This window comes from Bradyrhizobium sp. GCM10028915 (genome assembly GCF_042666195.1).
GTDB lineage: Bacteria > Pseudomonadota > Alphaproteobacteria > Rhizobiales > Xanthobacteraceae > Bradyrhizobium > Bradyrhizobium canariense_D.
In genome coordinates this window covers 449,734-465,110 of sequence record NZ_JBHTFN010000065.1, presented here as the reverse complement: position 1 = coordinate 465,110, position 15,377 = coordinate 449,734, and the positions used below count along the sequence as shown (strand labels likewise).

14 protein-coding genes are annotated in these 15,377 nt (G+C 64.1%); 6 read left to right on the top strand and 8 right to left on the bottom strand.

Annotated features, from left to right (window positions below; all coding sequences use genetic code 11):
• Positions 1-217: 217 nt before the first annotated feature.
• Positions 218-1,768, bottom strand: coding sequence for a winged helix-turn-helix domain-containing protein (locus ACFQX9_RS31900; RefSeq protein ID WP_377791504.1), 1,551 nt, complete (start codon positions 1,766-1,768; stop codon positions 218-220).
• Positions 1,769-1,902: 134 nt separating this feature from the next.
• Here ACFQX9_RS31900 and mddA point away from each other — a divergent pair, with 134 nt between their 5' ends.
• Together mddA and ACFQX9_RS31890 are read left to right on the top strand one after the other, a co-directional pair.
• Positions 1,903-2,688: a methanethiol S-methyltransferase gene (gene mddA, locus ACFQX9_RS31895; RefSeq protein ID WP_085358049.1), complete on the top strand. Its 786-nt coding sequence runs from the start codon at positions 1,903-1,905 to the stop codon at positions 2,686-2,688.
• Between the two features lie 231 nt (positions 2,689-2,919).
• A complete protein-coding gene (locus ACFQX9_RS31890; protein WP_085358047.1) occupies positions 2,920-3,342 on the top strand; it encodes a GFA family protein in 423 nt (140 codons plus the stop codon).
• A 43-nt stretch (positions 3,343-3,385) separates the two neighbouring features.
• Here ACFQX9_RS31890 and ACFQX9_RS31885 read toward each other — a convergent pair whose 3' ends face one another.
• The gene (locus ACFQX9_RS31885) at positions 3,386-4,945 is read right to left on the bottom strand and encodes a winged helix-turn-helix domain-containing protein (RefSeq protein WP_018458174.1); all 1,560 of its coding nucleotides are present in this window, start codon (positions 4,943-4,945) and stop codon (positions 3,386-3,388) included.
• Between the two features lie 420 nt (positions 4,946-5,365).
• Between ACFQX9_RS31885 and pcaB the strand changes: the two genes are divergently transcribed.
• A complete protein-coding gene (pcaB, locus tag ACFQX9_RS31880; protein ID WP_085358045.1) occupies positions 5,366-6,727 on the top strand; it encodes a 3-carboxy-cis,cis-muconate cycloisomerase in 1,362 nt (453 codons plus the stop codon).
• Between the two features lie 113 nt (positions 6,728-6,840).
• The gene (locus tag ACFQX9_RS31875) at positions 6,841-8,097 is read left to right on the top strand and encodes an aminopeptidase (RefSeq protein ID WP_085383885.1); all 1,257 of its coding nucleotides are present in this window, start codon (positions 6,841-6,843) and stop codon (positions 8,095-8,097) included.
• Here ACFQX9_RS31875 and ACFQX9_RS31870 read toward each other — a convergent pair whose 3' ends face one another.
• Positions 8,098-8,490, bottom strand: a complete 393-nt coding sequence (locus tag ACFQX9_RS31870; protein WP_377791503.1) for a hypothetical protein — start codon at positions 8,488-8,490, stop codon at positions 8,098-8,100.
• Between the two features lie 234 nt (positions 8,491-8,724).
• Here ACFQX9_RS31870 and ACFQX9_RS31865 point away from each other — a divergent pair, with 234 nt between their 5' ends.
• Positions 8,725-9,180: a cupin domain-containing protein gene (locus ACFQX9_RS31865; protein ID WP_085383886.1), complete on the top strand. Its 456-nt coding sequence runs from the start codon at positions 8,725-8,727 to the stop codon at positions 9,178-9,180.
• Positions 9,181-9,276: 96 nt separating this feature from the next.
• Here the strand turns inward: ACFQX9_RS31865 and ACFQX9_RS31860 are convergent, their stop codons facing one another.
• The 5 genes from ACFQX9_RS31860 to ACFQX9_RS31840 form a co-directional block, all read right to left on the bottom strand.
• A complete protein-coding gene (locus ACFQX9_RS31860) occupies positions 9,277-10,326 on the bottom strand; it encodes an amidohydrolase (RefSeq protein ID WP_085349295.1) in 1,050 nt (349 codons plus the stop codon).
• Positions 10,327-10,443: 117 nt separating this feature from the next.
• Positions 10,444-10,965 (bottom strand): hypothetical protein, encoded by a 522-nt coding sequence (locus ACFQX9_RS31855; protein WP_018458181.1) that lies wholly within the window; start codon positions 10,963-10,965, stop codon positions 10,444-10,446.
• 62 nt (positions 10,966-11,027) lie between these two features.
• On the bottom strand, positions 11,028-11,840 hold the full coding sequence (locus tag ACFQX9_RS31850) for an MBL fold metallo-hydrolase (RefSeq protein WP_085358033.1): 813 nt from the start codon (positions 11,838-11,840) through the stop codon (positions 11,028-11,030).
• Between the two features lie 122 nt (positions 11,841-11,962).
• Positions 11,963-13,489, bottom strand: coding sequence for a permease (locus tag ACFQX9_RS31845; RefSeq protein WP_204513221.1), 1,527 nt, complete (start codon positions 13,487-13,489; stop codon positions 11,963-11,965).
• Positions 13,486-14,235 carry an ABC transporter ATP-binding protein gene (locus tag ACFQX9_RS31840; protein ID WP_377791502.1) on the bottom strand — a complete coding sequence of 250 codons (750 nt, stop codon included), beginning with the start codon at positions 14,233-14,235 and terminating at the stop codon, positions 13,486-13,488. Before ACFQX9_RS31840 ends, ACFQX9_RS31845 begins: the two co-directional genes overlap by 4 nt.
• A 263-nt stretch (positions 14,236-14,498) precedes the next feature.
• On the opposite strand from ACFQX9_RS31840, the gene ACFQX9_RS31835 reads away from it, so the two are divergent.
• Positions 14,499-15,374 carry a branched-chain amino acid ABC transporter permease gene (locus ACFQX9_RS31835; protein ID WP_106941710.1) on the top strand — a complete coding sequence of 292 codons (876 nt, stop codon included), beginning with the start codon at positions 14,499-14,501 and terminating at the stop codon, positions 15,372-15,374.
• Positions 15,375-15,377 lie beyond the last annotated feature (3 nt).

Sequence of the window (15,377 nt, the reverse complement as noted above, 5' to 3'; positions counted from 1 at the left end):
GGCGCGCAAAGCTACGGCCGGCCCATCCCAGTCCCCATCCGGGATCGAGGCTCACACGGTCTCATTCGGCGCCGCAAGATGAAAGTCTCGACAATGTTCGCACAAAAAATGTACAGCGCGTCCTGTTATGGTGTTTGGCGGCCAAGCCGGCGCCGCCGCGCCGCGCGATCCGTCCATCTGCGCCGCAAGCGCGACGCGGACCCGGCGTGAGGATCGTCTAGCGCAAGCCCGCCCGCCGGAATCCTTCCAGATAGTGCTCGCGGTCGGCCTCATTGGCCCATGGCAATTGCGTCGAAATCCAGTGCAGCGAGATGTTGGGCTGGGTGCGGCGGAGCTCGCCCAGCGCCATCTCCCCAAGCACGCCGTCTCCGGTCATGCCGGCAGAAACCGCGAGCACGCGGTAGGCGCCGGTGAGATCGCCGCGATGGCGGATTGCCTCGCGCGCGAGCGCGATGGCCTCGGCATAGCGCCGCTCGGTGAAGCGGGCATAGCCGGCGATGCCGTGATAGATCGCCAGGGATGGATCGCGCGGCGACAGCCGCATTGCCCTCTGCGCTGCCTCGAATGAATCCTTCGGCCGCCCGGCATAGGACAGCGCCAGTGCGTAATAGCCCTGCGCCAGCGAGAAGTTCGGATTGAGTGCGAGCGCCTGCTCGAACTCGGACAGTGCGTCCGCGAGTCTTCGCGTCGAGAAGTAGACGCTGCCGAGCGCGGCGTGCGCCCAGGCATCCTCATGGTCGCAGCGCACCGCGGCGAGCGCGGCGGCTTCCGCCGCTGGCGCCACCATGGCAAGCTCGGCCCAGCCGAGATGCACGCCGAACATGTGGTTCGCCGCGAGCACCGACAGCGCCTGGCCGTAGTTCGGGTCGATCCCCACCGCGCGTTCCAGCAGCGCCCGTGCGGTCTCGTGATCCCGCCGCGTCACGCGCCAGTAATGCGACAGCGCCCGCATCAGGAGATCCCAGGCATCCAGGCTCGCGGGGGGCTTGCGATGGGCGCGAAAACTTTCCGCCGCATGGATCTGCGGCTCGATCGCCGCAGCGATCGCATTCGTGATCTCGTCCTGCACGGCGAACACGTCGACCAGCTCGCGGTCGTAGCGCTCGGCCCAGAGATGGCTGCCCGTCGTGGCGTCGTTGAGCTGCGCGGTGATGCGCACCCGGTTGTCCGACTTGCGCACGCTGCCTTCGACGACGTAGCGGACGCCCAGTTCCTCGGCAATCTGCCGGATGTGGACCGCGCGCCCCTTGTAGGTAAAGGACGAGTTGCGGGCGATCACCATGAACCAGCGCTGCTTCGACAGCGCGGTGAGGATGTCCTCGCTGATGCCGTCGCCGAAATAGTCCTGTGCGGGATCGCCGCTCATGTTCTCGAAAGCGAGCACCGCGACCGCCGGACGGTCCGTCAGGATGCGCGGCAGGGCAGCGACGGGCTGCGCGGGCGCAGTCGTGGCTGCCACTTCTTCCCGGACTTCGCCGACGAAACGAAAACCCTTGCGCGGAATGGTCTTGATCAGCCGCTGGCTTGCGCCATCGTCGCCGAGCGCCTTGCGGGCGGCGTTGATCCGGCTGTTCAGGGCGGAATCCGAGATGATCCGATCGCTCCAGATCTGGCTGATCAGGTCATCCTTGCTGACCACACGCGTGCGCTGCGCCACCAGATAGAGCAGGAGATCGAACACCTGCGGCTGCAACGGCACAGCGGCTCCGCTGCAAGTGAGTTCCCGCAGGTCGCCGTCGAGCACGTTGTTTTCAAAGCAAAATCGCACGTTTTTGTCGTCTCAAGCAAAAATCAAAGTCGTCTCAGGCGAAAATCAACCGTCCGCGAAAGTCTTGGGACCTCCGGTGCGGCATGGTGCAGCGACCAATGAAGTGCCGGCGTTTTGGCACAACGGAGCTGTTTATGACCCAAATTGATCATCAGGTTCATCCTATCGGCCCGGTTGCGGGCTCACGCATTTTCAAGTTCATCGCCTTTCTGTACGGAATTGCGGCGTATCTCGTGTTTTTCATCACCATTCTCTACGCCATCGGTTTCGTCATGGGGCTGGTGGTGCCGAAGACCATCGATACCGGGACCGACACGCCCGTGGCCGAGGCCATCATCATCAATCTGCTCCTGATGGCCCTGTTTGCGGTCCAGCACAGCGTAATGGCGCGCCGGCAATTCAAGGCCTGGTGGACGCAGTACGTCCCCAAGCCGGTCGAGCGCAGCACCTATGTGCTGTTTGCGAGCCTGTCATTGCTCCTCCTGTTCTGGCAGTGGCGTCCGCTGCCCAGGGTCGTATGGGACGTCGCGAACCCGGATCTTGCTGTGACGATCGTCACGCTGTCGCTGGTGGGCTGGGTCCTGGTGTTCACCTCGACATTCATCATCAATCACTTCGAGTTGTTCGGCTTGCATCAGGTGACCAATCATCTCGTCGGCAAGGAGGCGTCGCCGCCGCGTTTCAAGACGCCGCTGCTCTACAAATTCGTCCGTCATCCGATCTATCTCGGCTTCATCATCGCGTTCTGGGCGGCGCCGGTCATGACCGCGGGCCATCTGCTGTTCGCCGCCGTGACCACGGCCTACATCTTCGTCGGCATCGCGCTGGAGGAGCACGACCTCATCGATCTCTTCGGCGACGAGTACCGGCAGTACAAACAACGGGTGTCGATGCTTATTCCCTGGCGCAAGTCGGTATAGCTTGCGCGTCGTTCCGTCGCGTCCCCCGAAAGGAGGACGCGCGGCGGCGCCGAGGCGCGTATCGGAGCTTGCCGGACGCAACCTTCAACGTTTCTCGGGGTGAATCCCCCTCATCCCGACGCTATCAGTGCGAGCAAAGCTCGCTGCGACCCCCGCATTCGTTTCTTGCCGAGTTATCGGCAAACAGGAGCGGGGAGAGGAATCTGAACAATCATCAACGGAGACGACCTAATGAAACATGTTGGAAACTGCTTCTGTGGCGCAGTCACGATCGAGGTCACAGGCGCGCCGGAGGCGATGGGCTATTGCCATTGCAGCTCGTGCCGCTCGTGGTCGGCCGGTCCGGTGAACGCCTTCAGCCTGTGGAAGCCCGAAGCCGTGCGCATCAGCGAAGGTGCAGAGAATGTCGAGACCTTTGCGAAGACGCCGCTCAGCCAGCGCAAATATTGCAAGAAGTGCGGCGGTCATCTCATGACCAACCATCCGCCGCTCGGCCTGATCGACGTCTTCACTGCCACCATCCCCACCCTCGCGTTTGCACCAGGCGTCCACGTCAATTACGCCGAGACGGTGCTGCCAATGCGCGACGGACTGCCCAAGCTCAAGGATTTCCCGGCCGAATTCGGCGGCAGCGGCGAGATGATGCAGGAGTAGCGGCGCCCTTCTCCTCTCCCGCAAGCGGGAGACGAGAAATTAGCTACCTCATCCCCGCGCGCCGCAATCCCTCGAGATAATGCTCGCGATCCTCGTCCCGCAGCATCGGCAGCTCGCGTGTGATCCAGGCCAGCGAGATGCCGGGCTGGGCGCGGCGCAAGCCTTCCAAGGCGGAAGCCGCGCGCGCGGAATCCCCTGACATACCGGCGGCGGCCGTCAGCACGCGATGCGCGCCGACGAAATCGGCGCGCTGCCGCATCGACTCGCGCGCCATCTGTGCGGCGCCTTCGTAATCGCGGCCGATGAACCGGGCATAGGCCGCGACGCCGCAATAGATTGCTGCGAGCGGGTCGCGCGGGCTCAGCCGCAGCGCGCGGCGCGCCGCGACATCGCCGTTCTGCCATCGTCCCGCGTAGCACAGCGTCACGCCATAGAAGGCGTGCGCCATCGCAAAGTTCGGATTGAGGTTCAGCGCCAGTTCGAACTCCGCCAGCGCGTCGTCGAAGCGGCGGCGGAATAGATAAGCATACGCCAGACCATGATGAGCCCAGGCATCTTCGCGATCGGCCTCCACCGCCGCGAGCGCGGCGCGCTCGGCGACCGGCACGGTCGGGGCCATGTCGGACCAGCCCATATGCGCGCCGAAGATGTGGCTGGTTGCGAGCAGGCCGAGTGCCTTGCCATAGGCGGGATCGAGCGCGACGGCCTCTTCGAGCAGTCCTTGCGCGGCGGCATTGTCCTCGCGGGTGATGCGCCAGTAATGCGACAATGCGCGCATCACAAGGTCCCAGGCATCCAGGCTTCCCGGCGGCTTCTGCTGGGCGCGAAAACTCTCGGCGGTATAGAGCTGCGGCTCGATCGCGGCGACGATCGCCTCGGTGATCTCGTCCTGCACCGCGAAGATGTCGGCAAGCTCGCGGTCGTAGCGTTCGGCCCAGAGATGGCTGCCGGTCGAGACGTCGTTGAGCTGCGCGGAGATACGCACGCGATCGCCGCTCCGCCGCACGCTGCCTTCGAGCACGTAGCGCACGCCGAGCTCGCGCGCGACCTCGTTCATGTGCACCGCGCGGCCCTTGTAGACGAAGGAGGAGTTGCGCGCGATGACGAAGAACCAGCGCAGCTTCGACAGCGCGGTGATGATGTCCTCGCTGATTCCGTCCGAGAAATAATCCTGCTCCCGGTCGCCGCTCATGTTGGTGAAGGGCAGCACCGCGATCGCGGGGCGGTCCGGTAGCGGCAGCGGGGCCCGTAGAAGCTTCGCTTCGAAATCGGATTCCGGCGCGGTTGCCCCACGCTTGGTTTCGACGTCGCCGACGAAACGAAAACCCTTGCGTGAGATGGTGCGGATCAGCGCCTGGCTCGCGCCGCTGTCTCCGACCGCCTTGCGTGCCGCATTGATCCGGCTGGTCAGCGTGGATTCGGAGACGCTGCGCCCGTGCCAGATCTTGTCGATCAGCTCGTCCTTGCTGACCACCCGATCGCGGTTCTCCATGAGGTGGACGACGAGATCGAAGACCTGCGGCTCCACGGCAACGGGAACCTGCTCGCGGCTCAGCTCGCGCAAGTCGGTATCGAGCAGGTGATCCCGGAACAGAAACTGCACGTCGAAAACTCAGACCTCAAGGCAACATCGGGCAATAATGAAAGCAAAACGGATTTCGGCTGATGTCTGTGAGTCCGCCGAGGGGCCTGCCCGGTTCACCACGATCGCGTGATGGCAGGCATGCAGTTTACGGGGAGGAATGCAACCTGGATTAGAATAAAGCCGTTTCGGCCGGATTGTCGCGATTTCCTCACGTCGTTGCGAGCAATCCAGCCTGCCGCCGCGGAGCCAGCGTGGATTGCTTCGTCGCAAGGGCTCCTCGCAATGACGGTGTTGAGGCAATGGCGTGCGGCAGCTGCCGACGTTGTCCTGGCCTTCGCGACGGCATCGAATGTGTGACGAATAGTGAATGTCCATTGCCGAACAGTTCCGTGTGCGTAAGCTGCCCTCACACAAAACACCAACCACGAAGAAACGCTCATGCCCGCTTTTCATGCGTCGACCACCGTGCTCGATTCCATGCTGTTCCGCGATGCCTTCGGCACGCCGCAGATGCGGGAGGTGTTTTCCGATATCGCGACGGTCGCGCGCTATGCCGAGGTCGAGGTGGCACTGGCGAAGGCGGAAGCGAGATGCGGAGTGATTCCGCAGGACGCGGCCGATCAGATCGCCGCGCGGACCGACGTTGCCGCGCTGGATTTCGACCTGTTGCGGCAGGAGACCGATGTCGTCGGCTATCCGATCCTGCCGCTGGTGCATCAGATGGTGAAGCAATGCGGCGATGCCGGCCGCTATGTGCATTGGGGTGCGACCACGCAGGACATCATGGACACCGCCGTGGTGTTGCAACTGCGCGCAGGGCTTGAGATCGTCGAACGGGACATCGCGGGCTTGCGCAAGATCCTCGCCGATCTATCGAGGCGCTACCGCGACACGCCGATGGCGGGCCGCACCCATCTCCAGCAGGCGCTGCCGGTCACCTTCGGCTACAAGACCGCGATCTGGCTCGCGATGTTCGACCGCCACGCCGAGCGGATCAGTGAGTTGAAGCCGCGCGTCCTGGTCGGTCAGTTCGCCGGTGCCGCCGGCACGCTGGCCTCGCTCGGCGACAAGGGGTTCGAGGTGCAGGAAGCGCTCTGCGCCGAACTGAGGCTCGGCGTCCCCGCTTCGACCTGGCACGTCGCACGCGACGGTTTTGCCGAGGCCGTGAATTTCCTGGCGCTGGTCACCGGCTCGCTCGGCAAGATCGCGCTCGACATCATGATCATGGCCTCGACCGAATTCGCCGAGGTCTATGAGCCCTTTGTCAAGGGACGCGGCGCTTCCTCGACCATGCCGCAGAAGCGCAACCCGATCTCCTCGGAACTCATGCTCGCGGCGTCCAAGGCGGTGCGCCAGCATGCCGGCCTCATGCTGGATGCCATGGTGCAGGATTTCGAGCGCGCCACCGGGCCCTGGCACGCCGAATGGATGGCGATCCCCGAGAGCTTCGTGCTGACCGCCGGCGCGTTGCACCAGGCGAAATTCGCGCTCGCCGGCCTCATCGTGGATGAAAGCAAGATGAACGAGAATCTCGCCGTCAGCCGCGGTCTGATCGTGGCCGAAGCCGTCATGATGGGGCTTGCGCCGCAGATCGGACGGCAGGAGGCCCATGACGTGGTCTATGATGCCTGCCGGCTCGCCAATGAGAAAGGTCTTACGCTGGCGGACGCGCTGTCTTCCGACGCCCGCGTCTCTGTCAGAATCGACCGTGCCACGATCGAGGCGCTGACATCACCGAAAAATTACCTCGGCCTTGCTCCCGCCATGGTCGACCGGGTGCTGAAATCGGCAACGCGTTGAAAACCAAAATGCGCGAAACTGCGTATCTTTGGGGTGTCGCAAGGCACTCGCGCACTTGTGTCTCGCGATGCTAGACTTAAATTGAGCAAGAGACGTTCGGCAGAGGACCCGGCATGACTGATCAACGCAACACCTCCACTCCCATCGATCCCGTGAAGCTCGACCGGCTGGCCGAGGTGGCGGTGAAGGTGGGCCTGGGCTTGCGGCCGGGCCAGGATCTGCTCTTGACGGCACCTGCGATCGCGTTGCCGCTGGTGCGGCGGATTGCCGTGCATGCCTACAAGGCCGGCGCCGGCATCGTGACGCCCATTCTCTCCGACGAAGAGATGACGCTGGCGCGCTACCGCCACGGCCACGACGACAGCTTCGATCGCGCCGCCAACTGGCTCTACGAGGGCATGGCCAAGGCGTTCTCCAACAACACCGCCCGTCTCGCCATCGTCGGCGACAATCCGATGCTGCTGTCGGGCGAAGATGCTTCCAAGGTCGCGCGCGCCAGCAAGGCCAATTCCATGGCCTATCAGCCGGCGCTGGAAAAGATCGTCAATTTCGATACCAACTGGAACATCATTGCGTATCCAAGCCCATCCTGGGCAAAGCAAGTCTTTCCGAACGATCCTGAAGAGGTCGCGATCGGCAAGCTCGCGGACGCTATCTTCGCGGCGTCCCGCGTCGATCGCGACGACGCGCCGGCCAATTGGGCGAGCCACAATGCGGTGCTGCGCGAGCGCACCAACTGGCTCAACGGCCAGCGTTTCCGCGCGCTCCAGTACTCGGGACCGGGCACTGACCTCACCATCGGGCTCGCCGACGGCCATGAATGGGAAGGCGGCGCTTCGCTCTCCAAGAACGGCATCAGCTGCAACGCCAATATCCCGACCGAAGAGGTCTTCACCACGCCGCATTGCCGGCGCGTCTACGGCCATGTCGTGAGCTCGAAGCCGCTGTCCTACCAGGGCACGCTGATCGACAACATCGCGGTGCGTTTCGAGGACGGCAGGATCGTCGATGCGAAGGCTTCGCGCGGCGAGGAGGTACTGAACAAGGTGCTCGATACCGACGAGGGCGCGCGCCGTCTCGGCGAGGTGGCCCTGGTGCCGCATTCCTCGCCGATCTCGCAGAGCGGACTGTTGTTCTACAACACGCTGTTCGACGAGAACGCTGCCTCGCACATCGCGCTTGGCCAGTGCTACTCGAAGTGCTTCGTCAATGGCGCGCAGCTCACGCCGCAGCAGATCGCCGCGCAAGGCGGCAACCAGAGCCTGATCCATATCGACTGGATGATCGGCTCGGCCGAGACCGACATCGACGGCATTCTCGCCGACGGCAGCAAAGTGCCGGTGTTTCGCAAGGGCGAATGGGCGAAGTAACTACGCCGCCGGGTTGCGCAGCATCGGGCTGTTGTCGATGCTGAAGCGGTTGAACAACGTCGTGAACGGGCTGCCGTCGGTGGCCCGCACGACGGCGTCGGAGGCCGCCACCGCATCGTAGAGCGCACCGACCGGATCATTCGCCTCGGGCAGGTCGAGGCCCCTGCGGATTTGCTCGCGGGCCTCGTTGACGTCGTCCTCGTCGTCGAGTGTCGCCTCGAGCGCATCCGCCGCCCGCCGCATCTCATGGAGGTCACTGCCGATCTGCCGAGGGCTTTCGATGCCGCCAACGGTGAACCAGGGCTCCTCTTCGGTTGCGAAGGAGACATCGAGGCTGCCGAGCCAGGCGACGACCTCGCCGTGAGCTTTGAGAACCTCCGGGGGGAGGGGCATCGGCAGGGCTCCTTCAGACGCTTCGCGCACTTTGTCGCACCCCGGAAAAGAAGGGTTCATGTGCGCGAAATTGCAGGGAAATTGCGACGTTAACCGTTTCGCGTCTGCAACTTGCGGCTGATTGTCGGGCCCTCCGTAAGAAAGAATTAAAAATCGGCTACTAGCGTTCCCGCCATCTTTGAACAATCCGGGCCGAGATCCGGGCAGGTCATATTTTATCCCCCGAGGAAACAGATGTCGCGCACATTGATTGAAAACAGTCATTGCAATGTAGATCTCGAGCTCCGGCCGATCGAGCCGTCCTGGATTATCGAAGGCAATCCGGTGTCGCGCTCGCACATCCTGTCCACCAGCGCCGACGGCACCGCTTCGACCATCATCTGGGCCTGCACCGAAGGGCGCTTCAACTGGTACTACGATATCGACGAGACGATCATGATCATGGAAGGATCGATCGTGCTCGAAAGCGACGGCATGCCGCCGAAGCGCTACGGCCCGGGCGACGTCATCTTCTTCCGCGACGGCGCACATGCCAAATGGCATGTCGAAGGCCACGTCAAGAAGATCGCCTTCTGCCGCAAGACCAATCCCGTGATGATCGGCTTCCTGATCCGCGTCGTCAACAAGCTCAAGAAGATCTTCGTCGCCACCGGCGAGCGCCGTCCGGCCTCGCTGATGGGCGCAAATTAGAGTTCAAACAGTTCAAGGACGCTTCCCAGCGGTCACGACGGAACAGGGGCCGGGATCAACATCCCGGCCCCTGTTCTCGTCATGGTGCCAATCCCTTTAAGGCAAATCGAGCCGGTAGAAATTGCTCGCGGTCTGCGAGAACAACGCCGTCTTCTCGGTCTCGCTCAGGGGCGCCGCGATACGCTTGAACGTGTTGAAGATCACCTGGTAGCTGCACTGGCCCTTGTCCGGCGGGAAGTTGCTCTCGAACATCGCGCGCTCGGGTCCAAACGCCTCGATGCAGGTTTCGATGTAAGGCCGCCACGCCGCGGCAAGCTCCTTGGATGATGGCGGACTCGCGCGCAAATGGAAGTCGTAGCCGAGCAGGCACATCGCGAGCCCGCCGAGCTTCACCACCACGTTCTCGCATTTGGCGATCTCCCGGATCGAGGCGCGCCATTGCGGAAACACCTCCTCGCGTCGCCCGGCAAAGCGGCCGATTCCGGCCGGGCCGCCGCAATGGTCGAGCACGATCCTGGTGTCGGGAAATGCGCGGGCGAGCTCGGTCAGCTCGCCGATTTGCGGATGGAACAGCCAGGCGTCGAAGCTCAGGTTGAGCGGCGCGAGGCAGGCAAAGCCCTTGCGGAAGGTCGGGTCCTGCAGCAATCCCTGCGGCCGGCTCGCATACATGCCGGCGACAGCAGGATCCTGGTCCCAGGCCGAGGAATGCCGGATGCCGCGGAAGCGACCGTTGCCCGCCGCGATCTCGGCCTCCAACACCGGTTGTGCGGCATCGCCGAGCAGCAGATTGACGTGGCTGACGATGCCGGCGCAAATCGCGGCCTTGCCGTAACCGCCGCTGGCGCTCATCGCGGCGACGCCATTGGCGAACTCGACTTCGCCAACCGGCCGGAACGCTTCGGGCCCGTGCGCGCGATACATCGAGCGGCAATCGACATAGACGGTGGCGATGACGTTGTGGCCGGAGGCGATATCGGCCGCCATCTGCTCGATCAGATAGCGGTGCCCGCGATTCCAGAGATGGTGATGGGGATCGACGATCGGCCGTGAGGGATCGATGATCTCCTCCTGATGCAGCGCGAGCCAGTCCTCGCGCGGCTCGACGAATAGCCCGCTCGTGTTGGCGGGCAAACCGCTTGCAGCCATCGGCGTGCGCTCCCTTGATGTATGCTTCTTGTTTTGGGGAGCCTAGCACCTCGTCCTCGCATGCACCAACGCGCGTTGCGCAATCGCGCCCGTCATCGCGGTACAGCGGCGCCGGCGTCAACCCTTGCGCCGCTTCGCCCTCACATCGACCACCAGCCGCCAATCGGTTGCGGTGGCCGGCTTGACCTCGCCGAGCCAGTGGAAGAAATCCTCGGTGACTTCCGTAAAACTCCAGCGCGTCAGGTCGCCGGCTTCGGTCGTGCCTTCCTGCACGATGTCGGCATCGCGTGGACGGCCGATCTGCTGGCGGAATATGCAGCGGCCGGGATCGAACCAGGAAATCCGCCAGGCATCGATGGTCGGATCGTAGACCCGCAGCGTCGTGCCGTACCAATTGCCGGCGATCGGCAAGGCCGGGCTGCCGGCCGGGCGCGGAATGATCCAGACGTCTTGCACGGCGCGGCCCTCCAGCACCCAGCCGAAATGGATTTCGCCGGGCGCGGTGTGTTTCGTTCCATCGGGTCCATGGGCGGTGATCTCGGCGTCCCAATCGCCGACGAAGCGGCCATAAAGCTGGAGTGCCGCCGCGTGCTGGGGGTTCGGTCCGTCCGCGTGCAATAATCTCGCAAAGTCGGTCATGTCGATCTCCCTTTGCGGGAGATCAGCACGACCGGCCGGCAGCCGACTTGGAGAAAATTGCGTCACACCCCGTCGAGGATGATCACCGTCGGCTTCGACGGCAACGCATCTCGGGACATCCGGAAACTTCGTTCCATGCGCCGGTCGATCTCGAACTGCTGGCCGATGCGTTGCATGAAATCGTCGAGCGGGGTGGCGAAGCGGTGCATCGGCAGCACCACCGAGGCGCGCAGCCGCTTGGTGATCTCGGAGACGCCGTCGAGCGACATGGTGTAGGTGCCGTCGATCGGCACCATCACGATGTCAAGCCGCCCGATCTGGGCGAAGTGGCTGTCATCGAGCTTGTGGTGAAGATGGCCGAGATGGCCGATGCAGAGGCCCGCCACCTCGAAGATGAAGATGGAGTTGCCGTCACGGATCATATCGGCGCCGGCATCGTCGCCGAAATAGCGACGGATGTCGGTCGTGACGTTGCGGATGAAGGTGTCGCCGATGCGCTCCGACACGATGGCCGGCTTGCCGTCCTCGCCCCAGCCATGCAGCACACGAGGAATGCGCTTGTCGGGATATAAAGAGTAGTGCGTGCTGTGGGCCCGGTTCATGGTGACGACATCGGGCAGCCGGCCCACCTGGTAGGCCCCGCTATAGTCGGTGGCGATGCGTAAGCCGCCGGGCGTGTCGATGAAATAGGTGGAATGGCCGGCATAGGTGATCTCGACCTCGGGCGCAGCCGCCGCCTGCCTGAACGCGACCGACATGAGGCGCGGCGCAGCATTCGCCATCGCCAAGCATTCGCTGCGCTGCGACTGCTGGGCGGTGGCAGGTGAGAGGAATGCGCCGAACAGCGCCAGAGCCGCCGAAACCAGTCGCCGCATGAATCCATCCCCGATGACTTCAGGGGAAAGTCTAGCTTGCAATGCAGCGCGTGGCCAACAGTGCGCGATCAATAGCGCGTCAGTGTCGCACCGTCACGCCCGCCCTATGATTCGCGCCTTTACTACTCCCGCCGCGGGCTGAACTTCCAGGTGAGGGCGACGAGGCTCGCGGTGATCAGGCTGCTGACGAGGCCGACGATGGGCAGCGTGAGCACCAGCGCGGCGCTGGCAGCCCAGCCGATCGAGGAGAACGCCTCGGCAAAGGTCGCAAGCCGCGACGAGGTCTGGCGGCGGCGGAATTGGCTGCGCCGGGCTTGCACCCGGAACCAGAGCTGGATTGCGGTGGCGGAGGCCGCACTGACGATGACCGCACCGGCGCTGACCGCGGCCTGGAACGCCGAGGCGAAAGCGAGCGCCGCGATCAGCGGGCAGAAGATGACGCCGATCGCGATCAGCACCACCTCTATCTTGGCGCGGATGACGCTGGACGGCGGCAATGGCGCGGTCGCAACCAGGTCGGGCGCGTCCTCGCCCGAGAGCGTCAGCCAGGCAAGCCCGCCGGCGAGTTGTCCCGCCGCCATGACGATGACCGGCGTGATCAGCGTCAGCGCCGCGGAGCTGTCGGCAAAGTTGCGCCAGAGCAGCAATGCCGGCGGCACCAGATAGAGCAGCTGCATCAGCGTCTGCGAGATCAGCCAGGGATCGCGCCAGAGCAGCGAAAATTCCTTGCGCCGTAGGGCATGCTGCCGCGATCCGCCGCGGAACGGGCGCTCCTTCGCGCTGCGACGGCCGGACGCGCCATAGGCGGCGGCATCGATCGCCGTGTCCGCAAAGCGGCCCGAGAAGATCGCCATGACGCCTCCGAGCAGCATGAGGCCGAGCGCCAGGAGCAGCAGCAGCGCTTCGGCGTCCCCCATCGCCGCCCGCGCCGGCCACCACCAGATGCTGTCGGCATCGGGCGCGTAAGCGGCCAAGCTACCCGAGGTCAGGATGGTGAAGCGCGACAGCGTGCCGTAGGACATGATCGCCGCCACCTGGAGCGCGATCACGAAGCCGGCGCCGATGATGGCGGCGAGGATCTGGGCGACGAACCGTGTCCGCGCCGGACCGATCAGGCGGAACAGCAGGATGGTGACGGCGATCGCGATCGCTGCGGCCGACAGGCCCATCGCGACGACGACGCCGAACGCTGCAAGCCAGCGCGCGCCGCCCCCGAACACCAGCACGTCGATGAAGGGTGTCGAGAACAGCAGCGCCATCACCGTGATGGCGAGCGCGATCGCGGCGATGCGCACCGAGAACAGATTGGCCAGCGTCGCGGGTGAGGACATGATGAGGTCGAGATCGGCGCGTGCGTAGAACACCCGCGTCACCGATTCGATCGCCTGTGACAGCATCAGCGTCCAGGCGAGAAAAATTGTCGCCGAAATCACGATCAGCGAGGATTTGTCGAGCGGCAATTGCAGGTCGGCGAAGCGGCCGATCACCGCCCAGGCCGGGACGTGCAGCAGCGCCGCGAAGAACAGCAGGCCGATCACCGCGGCACGCGTTCGATTGCGCCGCCCGCCGGTCATCATGGCAAGCCATTCGCGCCAGGCGAGCCGGAGCTCGTGGCGGGCGAACCAGGACAGCGCGGTGGCCGAGCTCATGCGGCTTCCTGGAGGGTCACCAGCGCGATGAAGAGATCTTCCAGGCTGGTATCGGCGTGCCCGTTTTGCTGCCGGAGCTCAGTCAGCGTGCCCTCGGCAACCAGGCGGCCGGCTGCGATCACGCCGATGCGGTCGGCCATGCGTTCGGCGACCTCGAGGATATGCGTGGTCATGATGACGGTGCAGCCGGCGCGGACGCGCTCGCTCAGGAGTCCCTTGACATGGCGGGCGGAGACGGCGTCCAGTCCCGTCAGCGGCTCGTCGAGGATGATGAGGCGGGGATCGTGCACCAGGGCGCCGGCGAGGGCGACCTTCTGGCGCATGCCCTTGGAAAAGCCCTCGCAGCGTTCGTGCCGGTGCAGCTCGAGCCCGAGCGAGTTCAGGAGCTCCGTGGCGACCGGTTCCGAGGCCGATGGTGCGATGCCCCACAGACCGGCTACGAACTCGAGATATTCGAGCGGCGTGAGCTTGTCATAGATCATGGGCTCGTCGGAGACCCACGCCATCACCTGCTTGGCGGCGACGGAGTTTTGGAGCGCATCGATGCCGAAGATGGAGACCGAGCCGGCATCGGGCCGCAAAAGGCCTGCAACCATGCGCAAAGTGGTGGTCTTGCCGGCGCCGTTGGGGCCGACCAGCGCATAGAATTCGCCGGCATGGATGGTGAGATCGAGGTTATCGACCGCCAGACGGTCAAAACACTTCGTTAACCCCATGACTTCGAGCGCCGAGTCGTCCCGCTTCATCACGGCCACACCTTGCGGTTTTGCATCGCTCGCGACCATGCCCCGAAGATGTTTCGGCACCGTGAATCGCGCTGCCGCAAATTCCGTCATCCGGATTGGACTAATGGCAAGTCACCGTTTGTTGACAGCGCCTGGCGGTTCAGGCTGAATTGGTGAAGGGACGAATGGCGCGAACGCAGCGAAACGACTGCGTAGCGACTGAACACAAGATGCGGCAAGGCGGTCAGGAAGAACCGCCGGTTGTATCGGGAGGATGCGCGACGATGCTGGATTTCGTTCAGCAGCTGGTCAGCGGTGTTGCGCTCGGCTGCGTCTACGGCCTGATCGCGCTCGGCTTCGTGCTTGTCTACAAGGCCACCGAGGTCGTCAATTTCGCCCAAGGCGATTTGATGATGCTGGGCGGCTTCTTTGCCTTCACCTTCATCGGCATGATGGGGCTGAACTACTGGATCGGCTTTGCCGGTGCGGTGGCGGCGATGGCGCTGTTCGGCATGCTGGCCGAGCGCGTGGTGGTGCGGCCGATCCTCGGCTATCCGCAATTCTCCATCATCATGGCCACCATCGGGCTCGGCTATTTCCTGCGCTCGATCGCAGGCATGATCTGGGGGACCGATGATCTGAAGATCGAGACGCCGTTTAGCCAGGGCGTGCTGCGCATCGGCTCGCTGGTGCTCGCCTACGACAAGCTCTCGGTGATCGCGGCGACCATGATCCTGTGCACGCTGCTCTATCTGTTCTTCAACAAGACCACGCTCGGCACTGCGATGCGTGCCAGCTCCGAGAACATGCTCGCGGCCTATTACATGGGCATTCCGGTCAAGCGCGTGGTGTCGATCGTCTGGGCGATCAGCGCGGCGGTCGCGACCTGCGCCGGCGTGCTGCTGGCGCCGATCACCTTCATCCATTCCAATGTCGGCCTCGTGCTCGGCCTCAAGGCGTTTCCGGCCGCCGTGCTCGGCGGCTTCGGCTCGATCCCCGGCGCCGTGGTCGGCGGCGTCCTGATCGGCGTCATCGAGAGCATGGCGGGCTTCTATCTGGCCGAGGGCTGGAAGGACGTCGCGCCCTACATCGTGCTGCTCGCCGTGCTCTTGCTCAAGCCCGAAGGCCTGTTCGGCCTTCACGTCCGCAAGAAGGTCTGAACG